The 21375-nt window shown below is 58.3% G+C and carries 21 protein-coding genes; 16 read left to right on the plus strand and 5 right to left on the minus strand.

Annotation, left to right across the window (positions count from 1 at the left end):
* The first annotated feature begins 6 nt into the window (after positions 1 to 6).
* From ribBA to I6L37_RS08870, 9 genes are all read left to right on the plus strand, one after another.
* Positions 7 to 1116: a bifunctional 3,4-dihydroxy-2-butanone-4-phosphate synthase/GTP cyclohydrolase II gene (ribBA, locus tag I6L37_RS08830; RefSeq protein WP_042028120.1), complete on the plus strand. Its 1110-nt coding sequence runs from the start codon at positions 7 to 9 to the stop codon at positions 1114 to 1116.
* Positions 1117 to 1246: 130 nt separating this feature from the next.
* On the plus strand, positions 1247 to 1717 hold the full coding sequence (gene ribE / locus I6L37_RS08835) for a 6,7-dimethyl-8-ribityllumazine synthase (RefSeq protein ID WP_026456817.1): 471 nt from the start codon (positions 1247 to 1249) through the stop codon (positions 1715 to 1717).
* A gap of 14 nt (positions 1718 to 1731) precedes the next feature.
* Positions 1732 to 2145 carry a transcription antitermination factor NusB gene (gene nusB / locus I6L37_RS08840; RefSeq protein WP_026456816.1) on the plus strand — a complete coding sequence of 138 codons (414 nt, stop codon included), beginning with the start codon at positions 1732 to 1734 and terminating at the stop codon, positions 2143 to 2145.
* 201 nt (positions 2146 to 2346) lie between these two features.
* Positions 2347 to 3306 carry a thiamine-phosphate kinase gene (gene thiL, locus I6L37_RS08845; protein ID WP_216993807.1) on the plus strand — a complete coding sequence of 320 codons (960 nt, stop codon included), beginning with the start codon at positions 2347 to 2349 and terminating at the stop codon, positions 3304 to 3306.
* Positions 3303 to 3797: a phosphatidylglycerophosphatase A gene (locus tag I6L37_RS08850; protein WP_216993808.1), complete on the plus strand. Its 495-nt coding sequence runs from the start codon at positions 3303 to 3305 to the stop codon at positions 3795 to 3797. Before thiL ends, I6L37_RS08850 begins: the two co-directional genes overlap by 4 nt.
* A gap of 486 nt (positions 3798 to 4283) precedes the next feature.
* Entirely contained in the window at positions 4284 to 6008 is a 1725-nt protein-coding gene (locus tag I6L37_RS08855) for an ABC transporter ATP-binding protein (RefSeq protein WP_216993809.1), read from the plus strand.
* A 59-nt stretch (positions 6009 to 6067) separates the two neighbouring features.
* A complete protein-coding gene (locus I6L37_RS08860; RefSeq protein WP_042028116.1) occupies positions 6068 to 7624 on the plus strand; it encodes an ABC transporter substrate-binding protein in 1557 nt (518 codons plus the stop codon).
* 97 nt (positions 7625 to 7721) lie between these two features.
* Positions 7722 to 8696, plus strand: a complete 975-nt coding sequence (locus I6L37_RS08865) for an ABC transporter permease (protein WP_026456637.1) — start codon at positions 7722 to 7724, stop codon at positions 8694 to 8696.
* A gap of 4 nt (positions 8697 to 8700) precedes the next feature.
* Complete coding sequence (locus I6L37_RS08870; RefSeq protein ID WP_042028115.1) at positions 8701 to 9642, plus strand: ABC transporter permease; 942 nt, start codon at positions 8701 to 8703, stop codon at positions 9640 to 9642.
* A gap of 111 nt (positions 9643 to 9753) precedes the next feature.
* On the opposite strand, the gene dxs is transcribed toward I6L37_RS08870, so the two are convergent.
* Genes dxs through xseB form a run of 3 tightly spaced genes read right to left on the minus strand, consistent with a single transcriptional unit; the run spans position 9754 to position 12786 of the window.
* Positions 9754 to 11622: a 1-deoxy-D-xylulose-5-phosphate synthase gene (dxs, locus tag I6L37_RS08875; protein ID WP_216993810.1), complete on the minus strand. Its 1869-nt coding sequence runs from the start codon at positions 11620 to 11622 to the stop codon at positions 9754 to 9756.
* A gap of 21 nt (positions 11623 to 11643) precedes the next feature.
* The gene (gene ispA / locus I6L37_RS08880) at positions 11644 to 12534 is read right to left on the minus strand and encodes a (2E,6E)-farnesyl diphosphate synthase (protein ID WP_124239041.1); all 891 of its coding nucleotides are present in this window, start codon (positions 12532 to 12534) and stop codon (positions 11644 to 11646) included.
* Positions 12535 to 12786, minus strand: a complete 252-nt coding sequence (gene xseB, locus I6L37_RS08885) for an exodeoxyribonuclease VII small subunit (RefSeq protein WP_042028110.1) — start codon at positions 12784 to 12786, stop codon at positions 12535 to 12537.
* 212 nt (positions 12787 to 12998) lie between these two features.
* Between xseB and pomA the strand changes: the two genes are divergently transcribed.
* The 3 genes from pomA to greA all read left to right on the plus strand — a co-directional run bounded on the left by pomA (position 12999) and on the right by greA (position 15301).
* Positions 12999 to 13757 carry a flagellar motor protein PomA gene (pomA, locus tag I6L37_RS08890; RefSeq protein WP_026455722.1) on the plus strand — a complete coding sequence of 253 codons (759 nt, stop codon included), beginning with the start codon at positions 12999 to 13001 and terminating at the stop codon, positions 13755 to 13757.
* 8 nt (positions 13758 to 13765) lie between these two features.
* The gene (locus I6L37_RS08895; protein ID WP_026455723.1) at positions 13766 to 14668 is read left to right on the plus strand and encodes a flagellar motor protein MotB; all 903 of its coding nucleotides are present in this window, start codon (positions 13766 to 13768) and stop codon (positions 14666 to 14668) included.
* Positions 14669 to 14824: 156 nt separating this feature from the next.
* Positions 14825 to 15301 (plus strand): transcription elongation factor GreA, encoded by a 477-nt coding sequence (greA, locus tag I6L37_RS08900; RefSeq protein WP_216993811.1) that lies wholly within the window; start codon positions 14825 to 14827, stop codon positions 15299 to 15301.
* 50 nt (positions 15302 to 15351) lie between these two features.
* Here the strand turns inward: greA and I6L37_RS08905 are convergent, their stop codons facing one another.
* Both I6L37_RS08905 and yhbY read right to left on the minus strand, forming a co-directional pair.
* The gene (locus I6L37_RS08905; RefSeq protein ID WP_026455725.1) at positions 15352 to 15945 is read right to left on the minus strand and encodes a hypothetical protein; all 594 of its coding nucleotides are present in this window, start codon (positions 15943 to 15945) and stop codon (positions 15352 to 15354) included.
* Between the two features lie 106 nt (positions 15946 to 16051).
* Positions 16052 to 16348: a ribosome assembly RNA-binding protein YhbY gene (gene yhbY / locus I6L37_RS08910; RefSeq protein WP_026455726.1), complete on the minus strand. Its 297-nt coding sequence runs from the start codon at positions 16346 to 16348 to the stop codon at positions 16052 to 16054.
* A gap of 97 nt (positions 16349 to 16445) precedes the next feature.
* Here yhbY and rlmE point away from each other — a divergent pair, with 97 nt between their 5' ends.
* Genes rlmE through glmM form a run of 4 tightly spaced genes read left to right on the plus strand, consistent with a single transcriptional unit; the run spans position 16446 to position 21326 of the window.
* On the plus strand, positions 16446 to 17075 hold the full coding sequence (gene rlmE, locus I6L37_RS08915) for a 23S rRNA (uridine(2552)-2'-O)-methyltransferase RlmE (protein WP_026455727.1): 630 nt from the start codon (positions 16446 to 16448) through the stop codon (positions 17073 to 17075).
* 45 nt (positions 17076 to 17120) lie between these two features.
* Positions 17121 to 19070: an ATP-dependent zinc metalloprotease FtsH gene (ftsH, locus tag I6L37_RS08920; protein WP_026455728.1), complete on the plus strand. Its 1950-nt coding sequence runs from the start codon at positions 17121 to 17123 to the stop codon at positions 19068 to 19070.
* 60 nt (positions 19071 to 19130) lie between these two features.
* Complete coding sequence (gene folP, locus I6L37_RS08925) at positions 19131 to 19976, plus strand: dihydropteroate synthase (protein WP_216993812.1); 846 nt, start codon at positions 19131 to 19133, stop codon at positions 19974 to 19976.
* A 15-nt stretch (positions 19977 to 19991) separates the two neighbouring features.
* Complete coding sequence (gene glmM / locus I6L37_RS08930; protein WP_216993813.1) at positions 19992 to 21326, plus strand: phosphoglucosamine mutase; 1335 nt, start codon at positions 19992 to 19994, stop codon at positions 21324 to 21326.
* Positions 21327 to 21375 lie beyond the last annotated feature (49 nt).

Below are 21375 nucleotides of genomic sequence, written 5' to 3' on the forward strand. Positions count from 1 at the left end.
TAGCCCATGGCGCTGAGCACAACCCAGGAAATCATTGCCGATATCAAGGCTGGCAAGATGGTGATCCTGATGGACGACGAAGACAGGGAGAACGAAGGGGACCTCATCATGGCCGCCTCCTGTGTCCGCCCGGAAGACATCAACTTCATGGCCCGCTATGGCCGCGGTCTCATCTGTCTGACCCTGACCCGGGATCGTTGCAAGCAGCTGGCGCTGCCGCTGATGGTCGATCGCAACAACGCCCAGTTCTCCACCGCATTCACCGTGACCATCGAAGCGGCTGAAGGGGTCACTACCGGCATCTCCGCCGCCGATCGCGCCGTGACCGTACAGGCTGCCGTGGCGCCGGACGCCAAAGCCTCCGATCTGGTGCAGCCGGGCCACATCTTCCCGCTGATGGCGCAGGATGGCGGTGTGCTGACCCGCGCCGGCCACACCGAGGCGGGTTGTGACCTGGCTCGTCTGGCCGGTTACGAGGCGGCCTCCGTCATCGTCGAGATCCTCAACGAGGATGGCACCATGGCGCGCCGACCGGACCTCGAGATCTTCGCCGAGCAGCACGGCATCAAGCTTGGCACCATTGCGGATCTTATCGAGTACCGCAATCAGCACGAGACCACGGTCGAGAAGGTGGCCGAGTGCAAGCTGCCCACCGAATATGGCGAGTTCGATCTCCTCACCTTCCGCGACACCATCGACAACCAGGTTCACTTTGCCCTGAAGAAAGGCGAGGTGCAGGCGGATCAGCCGACCCTGGTGCGGGTCCATCTGCACGACGTGCTGAGCGATCTGTTGCTGACCGACCGTCATGCTGCGCGTAGCTGGCCGCTGCCCAAGTCCATGGCCCGCATTGCCGACGAGGGCGGAGTGCTGGTGATCCTGGGGGCGGAAGCCCATGGCGCCGAGCTGCTGGCCCGGGTCAAGGGGTTCGAGGCTGCCGACAAGGGGCTGGCACCGGAAGGGGCCAAGTGGCAAGGCACCTCGCGCCGGGTCGGCGTCGGCTCCCAGATCCTCAAGGCGCTGGGGGTGGGCAAGATGCGCCTGCTGAGTTCACCGAAGAAGTACCATGCCCTCGGCGGCTTTGGTCTGGAAGTGGTGGAATACGTCGGCGAATAAGCGGCTCATTTCGCTTAAATCACTATCATGGCCGCCTGTTGCGGCCATGGTTTTTGTCGTGGGTCTGTTGTGCTAGAATGTGCGCACTTTTGACTCCGGCCCTTTTGATTGCACAGATACAGGATTTCCAATGAAGGTTATCGAAGGAAATATTGCCGCTCCAGCAGCGCGCGTTGCGATTGTCGTTGCCCGCTTCAACAGCTTCATCAACGACAGCCTAGTGAGTGGCGCAGTGGACGTACTGAAGCGTCAAGGCCAGGTACAGGACAGCAACCTGACCCTGGTGAAAGTGCCGGGTGCGGTTGAAATGCCACTGGTCATCAAGAAACTGGCCAAGAGTGGTCAATACGACGCCATCGTGGCGGTCGGCACCGTCATCCGTGGCGGCACCTACCACTTCGATCTGGTCGCCAACGAGAACAGCAAGGGCATGGCCCAGGTAATGATGGAATATGAAATTCCGGTTGCCTTCGGCGTACTGACCACTGAAAACATTGAACAAGCCATCGAGCGTGCAGGTACCAAGGCGGGTAACAAGGGTGCAGAGGCTGCACTGGCAGCGCTCGAAATGATCAACGTCCTGAAAGAACTGGACGTGTAACGAGGAGAAATGCATTGAAACCGTCCGAGCGCCGTAAAGCCCGCCATTGCGCCACCCAGGCCATCTACCAGTGGCAGATGACCAAGGCCAATGTGGGTGACATCGAAGAACAGTTCAAGATCGATCAGGACACCAAGGGTGTGGACCTGAACTATTTCCGCGATCTGCTGTTCGGGGTATCGCTCCACTGCAACGAGCTGGACAAGGTGTTTGCACCTTTCCTCTCCCGTCCGCTGGAAGAAGTGGACATGGTGGACAAGGCGATCCTGCGTCTGGCGACCTATGAGCTGACCCGTCGTGATGATGTACCGCCGCGCGTGGTGATCAACGAAGCGATCGAGCTGGCCAAAGCCTTTGCTGCCGATGACAGCCACAAGTTTGTCAACGGTGTACTGGACAAGGTGATCAAGTCGCTGAACAAGCGCTGATCCTGACGTTCATCAGCATTCAATGCTGATAGAAGCTCTGTCACGAGAAGTCGTCAGCAAGGTGAAGAGCAGCGCAGGGGCCGGAGTGTATAGAAATACATGAGGAGCCCGAGCAGCGGATGAGCCTTGATCACGATTTCGCAGCAAGAGCAGCAACAGCATCTAAGAGAGGAGCCAGCTTAACTGCTGGCTTTTTACTGTATGGGTGAATTTGAGCTGATTGATAAGTACTTCAAGGTTCCCCACGCCCGCAAGGACGTGGTGATGGGCCCCGGAGACGACTGCGCCCTGCTGACCCTGCCTCCCGATACCCAGCTGGCGGTGAGCACGGATACCCTGGTGAGCGGCGTGCACTTCTTTCCCGACATGGATCCGGTGGATCTCGGCTACAAGGCGCTGGCAGTCAACCTGTCCGATCTCGCCGCCATGGGGGCCGAGCCGCGCTGGGTCTCTCTGGCCCTGACCCTGCCCGCCATCAACGAGTCCTGGGTGGCCGGCTTTGCCGAAGGTTTCCTCGAGCTTGCCGAGTACTACAATGTGGCCCTGGTCGGGGGCGACATGACCCGTGGCCCCCTCTCCATCACCATCTCGGTGAAAGGCTCGGTGCCGGCCGGACGTGCCCTGATGCGCAGCGGCGCCCGGGCTGGCGACGGCATCTATGTCACCGGCACCCTGGGGGACGCCGCCCTGGCGCTCTCCCATCTGCTCGGCAAGCGTACTCTCAACGAGAACCAGCTGGCAGCCGTGCTGCCGAGGCTCGATCACCCCCATCCCCGCATCCTGGCCGGTCAGGCTCTGCGCGGGCTGGCGGGCAGTGCGCTGGATCTCTCCGACGGGTTGGCCTCGGATCTTGGCCACATTCTCAAGGCGTCCGGCGTGCGGGCCCAGATCGATCTGGATCTGCTGCCTCTCTCGCCGGTGCTGCAGGATGCGGTGAGCGAGCAGGAGGCGTGGCAACTGGCCCTGGCCGGTGGCGACGACTACGAGCTCTGCTTCACCGTGCCGGAAGAACACCGCGGTGCCCTGGATACGGCGCTGGCTCACAGTGGCGTCAGGTTTACCCGCATTGGTCGCATCGTGGCCGGTGATCCCGGGATCGACTATGTACGCGGCGAGCAGGGGGTCGAGTTGGCGCTGAAAGGGTGGGATCACTTCGCATGAGTTTGTTCAGAATAAAGCCCGAGCTGAAACGGCTGAACCTGAAGAACCCGCTCCATTTTTTGGCGGTGGGTTTTGGCTCCGGTCTCTCCCCCAAGGCGCCGGGCACCATGGGAACCCTGGCCGCCATCCCGCTCTACCTGCTGGTGAGTGGTCTGGCTACCCCCTGGTTTATCGCCCTGTTGCTGGTGGGCTTTGTGGCGGGCATTCGCATCTGCCAGAGCGCCACCGATGCCATCGGTATGCCGGATCATGGCGCCATCGTCTGGGACGAGGTAATAGGCTTCGGTATCACCATGATAGCGGCGCCGGCTGGCTGGGAATGGGTTGTGGCCGGCTTCGTACTGTTCCGCCTGTTCGACGTGCTCAAACCCTGGCCCATTTCCTGGTTTGACCGTCGCATCCACGGCGGGCTTGGCATCATGCTCGACGATCTCATCGCCGGATTGTTCGCCCTGTTTTGTATGCAATTGCTGGCCTTCTGGCTCGGCTGAGCAACCCCTTCAGGGGAGGACGGCTCTGCTCCTCCCCGATTTATATCTGCTTAATTTTCATTCGTCGGCATATGCTGCCAGTAAAAATCCATTTCACATAAATATTCACTACTCAATCGAAGCTCGCTACTAATAATGCAATAGTGCTTATTGCCATCTGTTGCGCCATTGTTGAAATTAAAGTATTGATACAATGTAATTGATGGGTTTATAGGCTGTATTTGTGATGAAAATCATAACTTTCATCTACTGTGTTGCTGGTTATCTGAGCAAAGTATTGCGAAATTGTATAACTCAATCATTTACACCCGTTGGCAAACCGTCTAAGTTACTCGCGGGTTATTCCAAAAAAATGCAAAAAACCCGCCCGGATCGCTGGTTTCACTGCCTCATGGATTGAGCAACTATTGCCCAAGGTAACAACCGGCATCTGCGGCTGATTTACGGACGAATTATTTGGGACGGATGTCCCCCGCAGAGGTAAACATGTCCTTGCTCGAAGTAAAGAACTTGCGGATCGAGTATCCCTCCCGCTATGGGGTGCTGGCCGCAGTCAAAGATCTCTCTTTCTCCATCGAAAAAGGGGAAATCGTCGGCGTCGTGGGTGAGTCCGGTGCCGGCAAATCCACCATCGGCAATGCCGTCATCGATCTGTTGAGTCCTCCCGGTCGCATCGCCCGCGGCGATATCTATCTCAACGGTGAGCTCATCTCCGGCAAGAGCCAGAACGACATGCGGGCCATTCGCGGCTCGCGCATCGGGTTCATCTTCCAGGATCCCATGACTTCCCTCAACCCGCTGTTCACCGTCGAACATCAGCTGGTTGAAACCATCCTCGCCAATACTGATTTGACCCGGCAGCAGGCCTTTGACAAGGCACTCGAGCTGATGGGGGCGGTGGGGATCCCGAATCCGGATCTGCGCATCAAGCAGTATCCGCACCAGTTCTCCGGCGGCATGCGCCAGCGGGTGGTCATCGCCATCGCCCTGTCGTGCGACCCCGAGCTCATCATCGCCGACGAGCCGACCACGGCGCTGGACGTCTCCATCCAGGATCAGATCCTCCAGCTCATCCGCACCCTGTGCAAGGAGCGTCAGGTGGGCTGCATGTTGGTGACCCACGACATGGGGGTGGTCTCCAACGTCACTGACAAGGTGGCTGTGATGTATCGCGGCGATCTGGTGGAATTCGGCACCACCGAGCAGGTGCTGGGGGCTCCCAACCATCCCTACACCCGCAGTCTTATCTCGGCGGTACCGCGCTCCGACGTCAAGCTTGTGCGCTTCCCGCTGGTCTCCTATATCGAGGATGCCGGCGCTCCGGATACCAGCATCGATCTCAAGACCCACTGGCTCGGCCAGAGCCAGGATGAGCGCTCATACGAAGGAGCCCTGCTGCGGGTGGAGAACGTGGATCTCAAGTTCGTCACCAAGGACTCCATCTTCCCGAGCCGCCGTCAGTATGTGCGGGCCTGCAACAACATCAGCTTCGAGATCTTCGAAGGGGAGACCTTCGGTCTGGTGGGAGAGTCGGGTTCCGGCAAATCCACCATCGCCCGTGCCATTACCGGCCTCTATCCGCCTGACACCGGCAAGATCGTGTTCGAGGGGATCGATCTGACTGCGCTCAAGAGCGAGAGCGAGCGTCGCCCATTGCGTCGCCAGATGCAGATGGTGTTTCAGAACCCCTATTCGTCGATGAATCCGCGGATGAAGGTGCGCGACATCATCGCCGAGCCGATCCGCTTCCACAAACTGGCGGACAGCGAGAGCCAGATCGAGGGGATCGTCGGCGATCTACTGGAGCATGTGGGGCTCGGCCGCGGTGCCGGGGTCAAGTATCCCCACGAGTTCTCCGGCGGTCAGCGCCAGCGCATCTCCATCGCCCGCGCCCTGGCGACCCGTCCGCGCTTCCTCATCTGCGACGAGCCCACCTCGGCGCTGGATGTCTCGGTGCAGGCCCAGATCCTCAACTTGCTGAAGGATCTGCAGAAGGAGCTCGGCCTCACCATGCTGTTCATCAGCCACGATCTGCCGGTCATCCGCCAGATGTGCGATCGCATCGGGGTGATGCAGCACGGCAACCTGGTGGAGGTGGCCGAGACCGAGAAACTGTTTACCAATGCCGAGCATGAGTACAGCCGCAAGCTGATCTCGCTGATGCCGGAGTTCAAGGGAATGTCCCGCGAGGGGCTGGAAATCGCAAGCTAGGAAAGCACCGGTTCGCCGGTTTGTCTGTCAATAAAAAAGCCAAAAGCATGGAGAAAACAATGAAGAAAGGATTGTCCAAAATTGCCATGGCGCTGTTTGCCGCCGGTTTCGCGTTCAGTGTCTCTGCCGCCGATATCAAGGTAGGCGTCGCTTCCGATGCCACCTCGCTGGATCCCCAGGAGCAGCTCTCCGGCCAGACTCTGGAAATGTCCCACCTGGTGTTCGATCCCCTGATGCGTTACACCCAAGACCTGCAGTTTGAGCCGCGCCTGGCCGAAAAATATGAGCGTATCGACGACAAGACCGTCCGCTTCCACCTGCGCAAGGGCGTCAAGTTCCACTCCGGCAACGACTTCACCGCCGATGACGTGGTGTGGACCGTCAACCGTCTGAAGGCTTCCCCTGACTTCAAGGCGATCTTCGATCCCATCGCCGAAGCCAAGAAGGTGGATGATTTCACCGTGGATCTCGTCACCGCCAAGCCGTTCCCGCTGGTGCTGCAGACCGTAACCTATATCTTCCCGATGGACTCCAAGTTTTATACCGGCAAGACCGAAGCGGGCAAGGACAAGGCCGAGATCGTCAAGAACGGTGACTCCTTCGCCTCGACCAATGTCTCCGGTACCGGTCCGTTCAGCGTCAAGTTCCGCGAGCAGGGCGTGAAGCTGGAATACGTGCGCAATGCCAACTACTGGGACAAGGCTTCCAAGGGCAACGTCGAGAACCTGACCGTGGTGCCCATCAAGGAAGACGCCACCCGTGTGGCCGCCCTGCTGGGTGGTGACGTGGACATGATTTACCCGGTTGCTCCGAACGATCTGGAGCGCGTGAAGAACGGCAAGGATTCCCAGCTGGTCACCCTGTCCGGTACCCGTGCCATCATCATCGAGCTGAACCAGAACACCAACCCGGCGCTGAAAGACAAGCGCGTGCGTCAGGCAATCAACTACGCCATTAACCAGGTGGGTATCGTCGACAAGATAAACAAGGGTTTCGGTACCCCGGCCGGCCAGCTGAGCCCGAAAGGCTATGCAGGCTATAACGAGGCGCTGGTGCCCCAGTATGATCTGGCCAAGGCCAAGGAGCTGATGAAGGAAGCCGGTTACGAGAAGGGCTTCAAGATGAGCTTCATCTCCCCGGCTGCCCGTTACGTCAACGACGTCAAGATCGCCCAGGCTGTCTCCGCCATGCTGGCCAAGATCAACATCAAAGTGGATCTGAAGACCATGCCGGTGGCCCAGTACTGGCCGGAGTTTGACAAGTGCGCCGCCGACATGCAGCTGATTGGCTGGCACTCCGACACCGAAGATACCGCGAACTTCTTCGAGTTCCTGACTTTCACCAAGGACGCCAAGACTGGTATGGGCCAGTACAACTGTGGTGGCTATGCCAACGCCGAAGCGGACAAGATGGTGATGGATGCGAACACCGAGACAGACCCGGCCAAGCGTGCCGCCATCCTGCAGAAGGTGGAAGCCATGCTGATTGAAGATGCCGCCTATGTGCCGCTGCACTGGGAAGATCTGGCTTATGGTGCCAAGAAGAACGTCGACATCAAGCCGGTGGTCAACGTAATGAACTTCCCTTACCTGGGTGACCTGGTGGTCAACAAGTAAGCGCAAGTCGCAAGGAAGGACGGGGTGGCGCGGCCAAGGTCGCGCCACCCACTAACAGAAGCCTGTGCCATGACACAGGCCACGTAGAAGGACAAGCATGTTTACATTCCTGCTGAAACGGTTCTATCAGGCCGTGATAGTGATGTTCGTCATCAGCCTGGTCGCCTTCTCCATCCAGGACAACCTGGGGGATCCGCTGCGCGAGCTGGTGGGACAATCCGTCTCCGAGTCCGTGCGCCAGGAGCTGCGCGACAAGATGGGCCTCAATGATCCCTTTTTGGTCAAATACAGCCGCTTTCTGAAGAATGCGGTGCATGGGGATCTGGGCACCTCCTATTTCTTCAAGCGACCGGCTCTCGAGGTGATCCTCGACAAGCTGGTGGCTACCCTTGAGCTGGTATTTGCCGCCGCGATCATCATCGTCGTGGTCTCCATTCCGCTCGGGGTCTACTCTGCGATCCGCCCGCGCAGTATTCCCACCAAGATCATCATGGCGGGAAGCAGTATCGGCATCTCGATCCCGGTCTTTTTGACCGCCATCATGCTGATGTATCTCTTCTCCATCCAGCTGGGCTGGCTGCCTGCCTACGGCCGTGGTGAGACTTACAACCTGCTGGGCTGGGAGTCCGGCTTCTTCACCTGGGATGGCATCAAGCACCTGATCCTACCGGCGGTGTCGCTCTCCTCCATCATGCTGCCGCTGTTTATCCGGTTGGTACGTTCCGAGATGCTGGAGCAGCTCTCCTCCGAGTACGTCAAATTTGCTCGCGCCAAGGGGCTGGACAACAACAAGGTCTACTACCAGCACGCCCTGAAGAACACCATGCTGCCGGTCATCACGGTGGGCGGTGTGCAGATCGGTACCATGGTGGCCTACACCATACTGACCGAGAGCGTGTTCCAGTGGCCGGGTACCGGCTTTTTGTTCCTCGAGGCCATTCACCGGGTCGATACCCCGCTCATCACCGCCTACGTCATCTTCGTCGGCCTGATCTTCGTGGTGACCAACACCCTGGTCGACCTGCTCTACGGGTTGATCAACCCGACCGTCAACTTGACCGCTAAGGGGTAAGCACATGAGCAATGCAGTAACTGCGAGCCCGAGCCGCTGGGCGCGCTTCAAGAACTCCGACATCGTCTACTACTTCCTGCGGGACAAGGTAGCCATGTTCAGCTTTGCGGTCTTCGTGGTGTTTGTGCTGGCGGCGCTGCTGGCGCCCTGGATTGCACCGCACAACGTCTATGACCAGACCAGCTTCGATCTGATGGATGCCGAATTGCCGCCCTCCTGGCTGGAAGGGGGCGAAGAGCGCTTCTGGCTCGGTACCGACAACCAGGGCCGCGACATCTGGAGCACCATCCTCTATGGCGCTCGCATCTCGCTGACTATAGGTCTATTCGCGGTAGCGCTGCAGCTGGTGCTTGGTATCGTCATCGGCCTGTTGGCCGGTTACTTCGGTGGTCGCATCGACAACCTGCTGATGCGTTTTGCCGACGTCCAGCTGTCGTTTTCCACCATGATGGTGGCCATTATCATCTCCGCCATCTTCCAGGCGACCTTTGGCTCTGAGTTCTACTCCAAGTTCGCCATCCTGATGCTGGTGGTGATCATCGGCATTGCCGAATGGCCGCAATATGCCCGGACCGTGCGCGCCTCCGTGCTGGCGGAGAAGAAGAAGGAGTATGTGGAAGCGGCCAAGGTGATGGGCTTTCGCGCCCCGCGCATCATGTTCCGTCACATACTGCCAAACTGCCTGTCGCCCATTCTGGTGATCTCCACCGTGCAGGTGGCCAACGCCATCATGAGTGAGGCGGCGCTCTCTTTCCTCGGGCTCGGCATGCCGGTGGATCAGCCGTCCCTCGGCTCCCTTATCAGCGTGGGTTTCAACTACATCTTCTCCGGCTCCTGGTGGATCACCGCCTTCCCGGGCATCTGCCTGGTGGTGCTGGTGCTGGTCATCAACCTTTTGGGTGACTGGCTGCGGGATGTGTTCAACCCCAAAATCTACAAAGGTTGACGGTGCCCTGTTCACGGAGCGGTTGCGACGATTTGTGAACAGGTTCCAGACCATGAATGACAAGAAGGGCGCCATATCGGCGCCCTTCTTTATTGCTCGCGGGGAATTTCGTCAGGCTTGCAGCCAGCGCTCAATGCTGGCCTGGATACCGGCGTCATCCAGTCCCAGCAGGGCGTAGATCTCCTGCTGGGTGCCTTGTTCCACGAAGCGATCCGGCAGACCCAGGTTGAGCACCGGCTTGCACTGCTTGTTGCGCATCAGCAATTCGTTCACCGCCGAGCCGGCACCACCCATGATGGCGTTGTCCTCGAGGGTGACGAAGTGATCGTGAGTTGCGGCCAGGGAGAGCACCAGCGCCTCATCCATCGGCTTGACGAAGCGCATGTCCACCAGGGTGGCATCGAGCGCCTCGGCGGCGGCCATGGCGTGCTGCAGCAGGGTACCAAATGCCAGGATGGCGGTGCCCTTGCCTTCCCGCAACACGCGACCCTTGCCAAGCTCGAGTACCTGCATCTCTTGCGAGACGGGGGCATCGCTCAGGCTGCTACCTCGGGGATAACGCACTGCCGCCGGCCCCTGATGCAGGTAACCGGTGTAGAGCATCTGGCGGCATTCGTTCTCGTCGGACGGAGTCATGATCACCATGTTGGGCACGGTGCGCAGGAAACTGATATCAAACGCCCCCTGATGGGTCGGGCCATCGGCCCCCACCAGACCGGCCCGGTCGATGGCGAACAGCACCGGAAGATCCTGCAGGGCCACGTCGTGGATCACCTGATCGTAGGCGCGCTGCAGGAAGCTTGAATAGATGGCGACCACCGGCTTCTTGTCGGCGATGGCGAGGCCGGCGGCGAAGGTGACCGCATGCTGTTCGGCGATGGCCACGTCGAAGTAGCGATCCGGGTATTGCTGGCTGAATTTCACCAGTCCGGAGCCCTCGCGCATGGCGGGGGTGATGCCGACCAGCTTCTCGTCTTTCGCCGCCATGTCGCACAGCCACTGGCCGAAGATGGCGGAGAAGGTGGGCTTGCCGCCGCCGCTCTTGGGCAGGGTGCACTCGTCGGGATTGAATTTGGGGACGGCGTGATAGCCGATGGGATCTTTCTCCGCCGGCTCGTAGCCCTTGCCCTTTTTGGTCTTGATGTGGAGCAGCTGGGGCCCCTTGAGATTGCGCATGTTGCGCAGGGTCTCGACCAGGGCGTCGATATCGTGGCCGTCGATGGGGCCGATATAGTTGAAGCCGAACTCCTCGAACAGGGTGCCCGGCACCACCATCCCCTTGAGATGCTCCTCGGCCCGTTTGGCCAGCTCCTTGACCGGCGGCAGACCCGCCAGCACCTTCTTGCCGCCTTCGCGGATAGTGGTGTAGAGCTTGCCGGACATGACCCGGGCCAGGTGATTGTTCAGTGCCCCGACGTTCTCGGAGATGGACATCTCGTTGTCGTTGAGGATCACCAGCATGTCCTTGTGGACGTCACCGGCGTGATTGAGCGCCTCGAACGCCATCCCGGCCGTGATGGCACCATCGCCGATCACCGCTACCACCTTGCGCCCCAATCCTTCACTCTCGGCCGCGACCGCCATGCCGAGCGCCGCACCGATGGAAGTGCTGGAGTGGCCAACGCTGAGGACGTCGTATTCGCTCTCGCCCCGCCAGGGGAAGGGGTGCAGACCATCCTTCTGGCGAATGGTGTGGATCTGGTCGCGACGTCCGGTCAGGATCTTGTGGGGATAGGCCTGGTGGCCCACATCCCAGATCAGGCGATCGAACGGGGTGTTGTAGACGTAATGCAGGGCAACCGTCAGCTCGACCGTGCCCAGACCAGAGGCAAAGTGGCCGCTGGAGCGGCTCACCGAGCGCAGCAGATACTCGCGCAGCTCGTTGCACAGTGCAGGCAGCCGATCCTTGGGCAGAGAACGCAGCTCTATCGGGGTATCCGCGAGGGCCAGGTTGGGGAAATTGCTAATATCAACGCTCATATTGTTACTGTTATCCAGCGTTTAGTGGGTTCGCTCGATGATGTAATCGGCAAACGCTTCCAGAATGTCGGTATTGTAGGGTAAAGATTGCAATGCTGTTAAGGCTTTACCATGGAGTTCGCGAGCCAGTTCACGGGCATTGTCGAGTCCGAGCAGCGCAGGATAAGTGCTCTTCTCTTGCGCCAGATCGGAGCCTTGCGGCTTGCCCAGGGTGGCGGTATCGCTCGTAATGTCGAGGATGTCATCCTGCACCTGGAAAGCGAGGCCAATGGCGGCGGCATAGGTCTGTAGCGCGGCCAGGGTCGCTTCATCCACGTCGGCCTTGCACAGGGCCCCCAGCATGACGGCGCACTCGATGAGGGCGCCGGTCTTGTGGCGATGGATCTGCTCCAGTTCGGCCAGGCTGATTTGACGTCCTTCGGCCTGCAGATCGAGGGCTTGACCACCACACATCCCTAAATATCCCGAGGCGCGGGCGAGGGCGCTCAGCATCCGCACTCGGTTGGCCATCAATTCGCCGGGCAGGGGGTGATCGGCCAGGATGGAGAAGGCCAGGGTCTGCAGGGCGTCACCGGCCAGAATGGCGGTGCCTTCATCGAAAGCCTTGTGCACGGTCGGTTGGCCGCGACGCAGATCGTCATTGTCCATGGCGGGCAGGTCGTCGTGCAGCAGGGAGTAGGCGTGGATGCACTCGACCGCGGCGGCCGGGCCGTCCAGCAGTTCGCTTTTTACTCCCAGCATTTCGCCAACTGCGTAGACCAGGAAGGGGCGTACCCGCTTGCCACCGAGCAGCAAGCCATACTTCATGGCATCGCGCAGGCGCGGGGCCATGGCGGGCAAGGATTCAAGTTGTGCTGACAAACAGTCGTCGATACGTTGACGATGCAGACGGGAAAATTGGTCCAGCGCCACTCACTCCTCTCCTTGTTCTGGCTGGAAGGGGGCGAGTTGTTCACTGCCATCGGCCTGGCTCAGCAGGATCTGGATCTTCTGTTCGGCCTGTTCCAGCTTCTGCTGACCGGCGCGAACCAGATGAATGCCCTGTTCGAACTGCTTGAGTGCCTCTTCCAGCGGTAAGGAACCTTGTTCCAGCTGATGAACGATGGTTTCCAGCTCTTCCAGAGTGGCATCAAAACTCAGACGGTCGATTTTTTTACTGGCCATGTCCATCCTCGGGGATTGAAAAAAACGGCTTATATTAACATCGACCGCCCCCATGGGGGAGGCAGAAAAACACCCATGGCTCAAACTCTCCGACAATTGGTCGATAATGAGACATCATTCCGAGCGGATGTGTGCTTGCCGCCTGGGGCGCAATAGCAGAAAATTCAACAAACTATAAATAGCAACAAGCACCGGTGACAGGAGTAGGGATTGTGGATCTAGGTAGTCTGATAGGGGTAGTGCTGGGATTCGGGGTGGTCGTCTACGGCATGCTGCTGGGTGGTCCGGTCAGCATGTATGTGGATGTCCCCTCTGTCATGATCACCGTCTTGGGCTCCATCTTTATCGCCATGATGAAGTTCAACCTTGGCCAGTTCCTGATGGCTTTCAAGGTGGCGGGCAAAGCCTTCATGTACAAGGGCGACAAGCTGGAAGACCTGATTGCCAAGGCGGTTGAACTGGCTGATGCCGCCCGCAAGGGGGGCTTTCTGGCACTGGAGGCAGCCGAGATCCCCAGTCCCTTCATGAAGAAGGGGATCGACATGCTGGTGGATGGTCACGATGCCGATGTGGTGCGTTCGGTGCTGGAAAAAGACATCGATCTCACGGCGGAGCGCCACTCCAGTGCCATCAAGGTGTTTCGCACCCTGGGGGATCTCGGTCCGGCCATGGGCATGATCGGTACTCTGGTCGGTCTGGTGGCCATGTTGTCGAATATGAGCGACCCCAAATCCATCGGCCCGGCCATGGCGGTCGCCTTGCTGACCACCCTGTACGGGGCCATCGAAGCGAACATGATCGCCATCCCCATCGCTGACAAGCTGGAGCTGCGTAGCGGCGAGGAGAGCTTGAGCCGTGCCTTGATCCTCGACGCCATCATGGGGATCCAGGATGGTCAGAACCCGCGGGTGATCCAGTCGATGCTGCAGAACTACCTGAACCAGTCCAAACGCAATGATGGCACCGAGTAGGGGGCATAATGTCTAAATGCAAATGTCCGCCACCAGGGCTGCCCGGCTACATGGGGACTTTCGCTGACCTGATGTCGTTGTTGATGTGTTTCTTCGTGTTGCTGCTGTCGTTTGCCGAGATGGACGTGCTCAAGTTCAAGCAGATTGCAGGCTCCATGAAGAACGCATTCGGGGTGCAGAACATTCTGGAAGTGAAGGACATTCCCAAGGGGACGTCCGTCATCGCCCAGGAGTTCAGACCCGGTCGTCCCGAACCGACCCCGATCGATACCATCATGCAGCAGACCATCGACATGACCCAGACCGAACTGGAGTTTCTGCCGGGTGAGGCGGAACAGGCGGGCGGCCAGGATAAAAGCGATGGCAAGCAGACCGGGGGAGATACCCCCCAGACGTCGCAAACGGCGCAGCAGGCCCAGCAGCAGTCCAACAACCTGGCTAAAGCACTGGCCGAGCAGCTCAAGGATCAGATCCAGGATGGCGCCATCGAAATTGAGGCTTTGGGGCAGCAGATCATCATCCGGATCCGCGAGAAGGCCTCTTTCCCAGCCGGCTCTGCATTCTTGCAACCCCAGTTCTGGCCGGTCATCCGCAAGGTTGCCGCTCTGCTGAAGGATGTTCCCGGGGAGATCACCATCTCGGGTCATACCGACAACGTAGCGACCGAGAACGAGCTGTTCAGCTCCAATTGGGATTTGTCCACTCAGCGTGCGGTGGCGGTAGCCCATCAGATGATCAAGGTGCCCGGTTTCGATCAGAGTCGTTTGGTGGTGCAGGGAATGGCCGATACCCAGCCGCTGGTGCCCAATACGACGGCCGAAAACCGTCGGATGAATCGACGGGTGGAGATCTCCATCATGCAGGGCAAACCGACGATTTCCGAGCCGATATCCGTGCCGAAAGCACAGTGATCTCGGCCATAAACAAGTGTGCAAGTGGGATCTGTGTCGGGGCACTGACATGGATTTTGTGCCGGCTTCATATTAAGATGCCCCATCCGAACCGATTGCTGCGACCGGCTGATGCTTGGTCGCAGTCTCTTTTTTCAAGCAACCCAGGTTTCGACTATGAATCATACTCCGATGACTGTTCGCGGCGCTGAAAAGCTGCGCGAAGAGCTCGAATATCTCAAGACCGAGCTTCGTCCCCAGATTATCGAAGCGATTGCCGATGCCCGTGAGCACGGCGATCTGAAGGAAAATGCCGAATACCATGCCGCCCGTGAGCAGCAGGGGTTCTGCGAAGGACGTATCCAGGAGATCGAAGGCAAGCTCTCCAATGCCCAGGTGATCGATGTCACCAAGATGACCAACAATGGTCGGGTGATTTTTGGCGCTACCGTTACCCTGCTCAAAAGCGAGACCGAGGAAGAAGTGTTCTACCGCATCGTGGGTGACGATGAGGCTGACATCAAGCAAAACCTCATCTCCGTCAATTCCCCCATTGCCAGAGCCCTGATTGGCAAGGAAGTGGATGATGTCGCCATCGTCAAGACGCCGGCTGGCGATGTGGAATACGAAATCCTGGAAGTCGCCTACATCTAACAGGATGGCAAGGTGCCGAAACAGGGGGGCATAGGCTCCCCTGTTTGTCTTTACCCAGTTCGATAGGCTTCGGTGAAGGCATCTTGGTGGCGCTGGAAAATCCAGTTGCGTAGACGCTCCAGATCAGGTTTGGCCATCTGGAAATGTAGCGCCCAACCCTGAAGGCCGTTTTGCTGGTGAATATGCCTGATCAGCTCGGCGCAAAGGGGGAGTGGGGCCAGTTCGTGAATATAGAGGGTGCCGTTGAGAGTGGAGCCCTTGATCAGGTTTGAGGGCAAGCCTTCCACTACCAGACCGTCCAGTGACAGGCTGTGCACCTGATAGTCGGTTCCTGCCACCCTGAAACGGGCTTTCTCATCGAGACGCCAGGTTCGTTGGTGTGGGTAGCCGAGTTCCTTGATGACAGGAGCGGCAATGCGTGGCTCGATAAAGCCGTCATCCCCCTGGGTGAAGCGCAGGGGAAAACGAAGCTGATGTCCTGCGAAGCGGGCTTCAAGTACGAGCCGATCGGCGCGTTGCAGCAGTCCAACCAGAGGAGTTGCGAGGTAACCGCTCAGAGATTGTCCGGCGGTGTTTTCCTGATCGTTTCCCAGGTCCCGCAACATGGCCAGTTCATCTTCGGTGAGAATCTGGTGGTGTTCCATAGCGGCTCTCTCCACGACTATTCATCGCAGGTTAAGGGCTTGGCGACTACCTTTGCAAGCGACTCGGGAAGGAAATGAAATAAGGAAAGAGCGATGCTCTTTCCTGTTACTTGCGGGGCAGCTGGATTTTGGGTTCGTTGGCCTGACGGTAGATGGTCAGCACATGACCCATGCTCTGCACCTTGATTGCACCGGTTTCACGGACGATAGCATCCATAACCAGTTGTTTCATCTCGCGATCTTCAGAGGCAACCTTAACCTTGATCAGCTCGTGATGGTTCAGTGCCAGATCGATCTCGGCCAGTACGCCTTCGGTCAGACCATGTTGACCCAGCAGGACGACAGGCTTGAGGCTGTGGGCAAGGCCCTTGAGGTACTGTTTCTGTTTATTGTTGAGAATCATCGCAATTTCTTCATAAGTCAGGGTTGAAAGGGGCGTATTCTACCCCCACTTAGCCCTTAATACTAATAACCCTTGTGGTTTTTTAAAGTCGATTATCATGACCCAGAAAAAACGTTCCGCCAGTTCAACTCGCTGGTTAAAAGAACATTTCGACGATCAATACGTCAAAAAAGCCCAGAAGATGGGGCTGCGTTCCCGTGCCGTTTTCAAGATTGACGAGATCCAGGGCAAAGACCGTTTGCTCAGGAATGGCATGACAGTGGTGGATTTGGGGGCGGCTCCGGGTGGCTGGTCCCAGTTCGCGGTTGAACAGGTGGGTGAGTCGGGTCGTGTCATCGCCTGTGACATTTTGCCTATGGATCCCATTGCCGGTGTCGATTTCCTGCAAGGGGACTTTCGGGAGGAAACTGTGCTTGGCGCTTTGCTGGAGCGAGTGGGTCCCGACAAGGTAGATGTCGTGATGTCTGATATGGCACCCAATATGAGCGGTACCCAGCAGGTGGATCAGGCCCGGGCCATGTATCTGGTCGAGTTGGCACTGGACATGTGCAACCAGGTATTGCGCAGCGATGGCAGTTTTGTGGTGAAGGTGTTCCAAGGGGAGGGTTTCGACGCCTATCTCAATGAAATACGTCAACTTTTCACAACTGTCAAAATTCGCAAACCAGACTCATCCCGAGCCAGATCACGGGAAGTCTACATTGTGGCTACCGGTTTTAAACTGTAGTACCCTAACCTTCATCGTTAACTGTCAGTCTGCGAGGTTACTGATTTGAGTGACATGGCGAAAAACTTAATCCTGTGGCTGGTCATCGCCGTCGTGTTGATGTCGGTGTTCAATAGCTTCAGCCCCAGCGATACCACCAGTCGCCAGCTGGACTATTCCAGCTTCGTTAAAGAGGTGACCCAAGAGCAGATCCGTGAAGTTCGGATGGACGGCAAGGTCATTAACGGCGTCAAACGGACTGGTGAACGTTTCACCACCATCATTCCTGCGCCGGATCCCCAGCTGCTCAACGACATGCTCAACCATAACGTAAAAGTCATGGGCGAGAAGCCGGAAGAGCCGTCTCTGCTGACCTCCATCTTCATCTCCTGGTTCCCGATGCTGCTGCTGATCGGTGTCTGGGTCTTCTTCATGCGTCAGATGCAGGGCGGCGGTGGCAAAGGTGCCATGTCGTTTGGCAAGAGCAAGGCTCGCCTGATGAGCGAAGATCAGATCAAGACCACCTTCGCGGACGTCGCCGGTTGCGATGAAGCCAAGGAAGAGGTCAAGGAGCTGGTCGACTACCTGCGCGACCCGAGCAAATTCCAGAAACTGGGCGGCAAGATTCCGACTGGCGTACTGCTGGTAGGTCCTCCCGGTACCGGTAAGACTTTGCTGGCCAAGGCCATTGCCGGTGAAGCCAAGGTGCCGTTCTTTACCATTTCCGGTTCCGATTTCGTCGAGATGTTCGTGGGTGTGGGCGCCTCCCGGGTGCGTGACATGTTCGAGCAGGCCAAGAAATCCTCTCCCTGCATCATCTTTATCGATGAGATCGATGCTGTTGGCCGCCAGCGTGGCGCCGGTCTGGGTGGTGGTCACGACGAACGTGAGCAGACCCTGAACCAGATGCTGGTCGAAATGGATGGTTTCGAAGGCAATGAAGGCATCATAGTCATCGCCGCCACCAACCGTCCTGATGTGCTGGATCCGGCCTTGTTGCGTCCGGGTCGTTTCGATCGCCAGGTGGTGGTCGGTCTGCCGGATGTCCGTGGTCGTGAACAGATCCTGAAAGTACACATGCGCAAGGTGCCGTTGGCCGATGACGTCAACGCAGCCCTCATTGCCCGTGGTACACCCGGTTTCTCCGGTGCCGATTTGGCCAACTTGGTCAACGAAGCGGCCCTGTTCTCCGCTCGCGAGAGCCGCCGCGTGGTCTCCATGGCCGAGTTCGAGAAGGCGAAGGACAAGATCATGATGGGGGCGGAACGTCGCTCCATGGTGATGAAAGAGTCCGAGAAGGAGATGACCGCCTATCACGAAGCGGGTCACGCCATCATCGGGCGTCTGGTCCCGGATCATGACCCAGTGTACAAGGTCTCCATCATCCCCCGTGGCAGAGCGCTGGGTGTGACCATGTATCTGCCGGAGCAGGATCGCTGGAGCCACTCCAAGCAGCATCTGGAGTCCATGATCTCCAGTTTGTACGGTGGTCGTCTGGCAGAAGAGCTGATTTACGGTGCAGAGAAGGTATCGACTGGTGCCTCCAACGACATCGAGCGAGCCACCGATATCGCCCGCAAGATGGTGACCCAGTGGGGTATGTCCGAGCGTCTCGGTCCCATGCTCTATGCGGAAGAAGATGGTGAAGTATTCCTCGGTCGCAGCATGGCCAAGGCCAAGCATATGTCCGACGATACGGCCCGTATCATCGATGCCGAAGTAAAGCAGGTGATCGATCGCAACTACGACCGTGCCAAGCAGATCCTGCTGGACAACATGGACGTGTTGCACAGCATGAAAGATGCGCTGATGAAGTACGAAACTATCGACGCCAAGCAGATCGACGATCTGATGGCCCGTCGCGAAGTCCGTGCCCCCAGCAACTGGCATGATGAGCACGGTGATACACCGCAGGGTGGTTCGACTGTTGCTGCTGAGCCCAAACCGGCTGCAGCCGCGACGGAACCGGTGGCGGATGTCGATATCGACAAGGCCAACGATCTCCCGGCTAAATAATCGTGACTCTTCAAACCCCGGGCTTGCCCGGGGTTTTTCTTTATCCAGACGGAAATGAAGATGCAGTTAATCAGCAAGGGGCTCAGCCTCTCCCTCGATCGTCCTCATGTCATGGGGATCCTCAATGTGACGCCGGATTCCTTCTCCGATGGTGGCAATTTCACCCAGCTTGAGCGCGCGATGACCCACGCTCGCCAGATGGTGGCCGACGGCGCGACCCTGATCGATATCGGTGGTGAGTCGACCCGACCCGGCGCTCCTGATGTAAGCGAACAGGAAGAGCTGGATAGGGTTATCCCCATCGTCGAGCGATTGGTACGCGAGTGCAATGTGATGATCTCGCTTGATACCTCCAAGGCTGCAGTGATGCGCGAAGGCTGCAAGGCTGGCGCCCATCTCATCAATGACGTTCGTGCGCTGCAAGAGCCGGGGGCGCTGCTTGCCGCCGCAGAAGCTGACGTGCCTGTGTGCCTGATGCACATGCAGGGGCAACCGAGAACCATGCAGGTCGAGCCTCATTACGATGATCTGCTGGAGGAGGTGAAAGCCTTTTTCGACGAGCGGATCGCCGCCTGCGAGGCTGCCGGGATTGGGCGCGAGAAGCTGCTGCTGGATCCGGGTTACGGCTTTGGCAAGACGCTGGCGCATAACTATCAACTATTGGCTGAGCAGAGGGGGTTACTTGAGTATGGTTTGCCGCTCTTGGTCGGCATGTCGAGAAAGTCTATGATAGGCAACCTGCTCGCCCGTCCAGTGGATGAGCGCCTTGCCGGCAGCCTTGCCTGCGCTCTGATCGGCATGCAGCAAGGCGCCAGGATCATTCGGGTGCACGATGTGCGGGAAACCATGGATGCATTGCGGGTCGGCTGGCAGGCAATGACGGGACAAGATTTTATTTCCAAATAATAAAGAGAACAGACAATGGCAAGAAAGTATTTCGGTACCGACGGTGTACGCGGCAAGGTGGGTGAATACCCCATTACCCCGGATTTCGTGATGAAGCTGGGCTGGGCCGCGGGCAAGGTGCTCTCCAAGAAGGGTACCCGCAAGGTGCTGATCGGCAAGGATACCCGCATCTCAGGCTACATGCTGGAGTCGGCTCTGGAGGCAGGCCTCTCCGCCGCAGGCCTCAAGGCCATTTTGATGGGCCCCATGCCCACGCCGGCTGTGGCCTATCTGACCCGAACCTTCCGCGCTGAAGCCGGTATCGTCATCAGTGCCTCACACAATCCCTTCTATGACAATGGCATCAAGTTCTTCTCTGCCGATGGCACCAAGTTGCCCGACGAGGTCGAGATGGCCATCGAGGCCGAGCTGGATCATGAGCTCAAGTGCGTTGACTCTGCCGAGCTGGGCAAGGCTGTTCGCATCGATGATGCCGCTGGCCGTTATATCGAGTTTTGCAAGAGCACCTTCCCCTCTCATATGAACCTGGAAGGGCTGAAAATGGTGGTTGATTGCGGCCACGGTGCCACCTACCACATCGCACCCTCCGTGTTCCGCGAGCTGGGGGCCGATGTGATCACCATGGGTTGTGCACCGGATGGTCTCAATATTAACGATGGTGTCGGCTCTACCGCCCCTGAGGCGCTGGTCGCCAAGGTGCTGGAGTGCAAGGCCGACCTCGGGGTGGCATTTGATGGGGATGGTGACCGTCTGATCATGGTTGACCATACCGGCTATCTTATCGACGGTGATGAAATTCTCTATATCATCGCGCGCGATGCACTGCGCAATGGCCGTCTCAAGGGCGGTGTCGTCGGAACCCTGATGGCCAACATGGGACTGGAGCTGGCGTTGCAGACGCTGGGCATCCCGTTTGCCCGTGCCAAAGTGGGTGACCGTTACGTTCTCGAGATGATGGAAGAGAAGGGTTGGCGGATCGGTGGCGAAAATTCCGGTCACATCATCTGCCTGGATCAGACCACCACCGGGGATGGCATTGTCGCCGCCCTGCAGGTGCTTACCGCCATGCGCAGCGCCGAGATGCCGTTGGCGAAGTTGCGCTCAGGGATGAACAAGTTCCCGCAGGTGCTGGTGAATGTTCGCTTTGCCGAGGGCAAGGATCCGCTCTCTGCCGATGCGGTCAAGCAGGAGGTGGCAAAGGTGGAGCAGGAGCTGGCCGGTCGTGGCCGCGTGCTGCTGCGCAAATCCGGCACCGAACCCTTGATCCGAGTGATGGTGGAAGGTGAGCATGAACAGCAGGTTCATGACATGGCACAGCGTATTGCCAAGCAGGTTGAATCGGCGCTTTAATGAGCATTCAGGGCGGCTTTTTAGCCGCCTTGGTTGTATCTTGTTCAAT

The sequence above is a fragment of the Aeromonas sp. FDAARGOS 1407 genome (assembly GCF_019048725.1).
In the GTDB taxonomy this organism is placed as follows: Bacteria; Pseudomonadota; Gammaproteobacteria; order Enterobacterales; family Aeromonadaceae; genus Aeromonas; species Aeromonas enteropelogenes.

Excerpts from the sequence above, each read along its gene's own strand:
- ribBA (WP_042028120.1), top strand. The coding sequence starts at position 7 with ATGGCGCTGAGCACAACCCAGGAAATCATTGCCGATATCAAGGCTGGC.
- ribE (WP_026456817.1), top strand. The coding sequence starts at position 1,247 with ATGAAGGTTATCGAAGGAAATATTGCCGCTCCAGCAGCGCGCGTTGCG.
- thiL (WP_216993807.1), top strand. The coding sequence starts at position 2,347 with ATGGGTGAATTTGAGCTGATTGATAAGTACTTCAAGGTTCCCCACGCC.
- I6L37_RS08850 (WP_216993808.1), top strand. The coding sequence starts at position 3,303 with ATGAGTTTGTTCAGAATAAAGCCCGAGCTGAAACGGCTGAACCTGAAG.
- I6L37_RS08855 (WP_216993809.1), top strand. The coding sequence starts at position 4,284 with ATGTCCTTGCTCGAAGTAAAGAACTTGCGGATCGAGTATCCCTCCCGC.
- I6L37_RS08860 (WP_042028116.1), top strand. The coding sequence starts at position 6,068 with ATGAAGAAAGGATTGTCCAAAATTGCCATGGCGCTGTTTGCCGCCGGT.
- I6L37_RS08865 (WP_026456637.1), top strand. The coding sequence starts at position 7,722 with ATGTTTACATTCCTGCTGAAACGGTTCTATCAGGCCGTGATAGTGATG.
- I6L37_RS08870 (WP_042028115.1), top strand. The coding sequence starts at position 8,701 with ATGAGCAATGCAGTAACTGCGAGCCCGAGCCGCTGGGCGCGCTTCAAG.
- dxs (WP_216993810.1), bottom strand. The coding sequence starts at position 11,622 with ATGAGCGTTGATATTAGCAATTTCCCCAACCTGGCCCTCGCGGATACC.
- xseB (WP_042028110.1), bottom strand. The coding sequence starts at position 12,786 with ATGGCCAGTAAAAAAATCGACCGTCTGAGTTTTGATGCCACTCTGGAA.
- I6L37_RS08895 (WP_026455723.1), top strand. The coding sequence starts at position 13,766 with ATGTCTAAATGCAAATGTCCGCCACCAGGGCTGCCCGGCTACATGGGG.
- greA (WP_216993811.1), top strand. The coding sequence starts at position 14,825 with ATGAATCATACTCCGATGACTGTTCGCGGCGCTGAAAAGCTGCGCGAA.
- I6L37_RS08905 (WP_026455725.1), bottom strand. The coding sequence starts at position 15,945 with ATGGAACACCACCAGATTCTCACCGAAGATGAACTGGCCATGTTGCGG.
- yhbY (WP_026455726.1), bottom strand. The coding sequence starts at position 16,348 with ATGATTCTCAACAATAAACAGAAACAGTACCTCAAGGGCCTTGCCCAC.
- rlmE (WP_026455727.1), top strand. The coding sequence starts at position 16,446 with ATGACCCAGAAAAAACGTTCCGCCAGTTCAACTCGCTGGTTAAAAGAA.
- folP (WP_216993812.1), top strand. The coding sequence starts at position 19,131 with ATGCAGTTAATCAGCAAGGGGCTCAGCCTCTCCCTCGATCGTCCTCAT.
- glmM (WP_216993813.1), top strand. The coding sequence starts at position 19,992 with ATGGCAAGAAAGTATTTCGGTACCGACGGTGTACGCGGCAAGGTGGGT.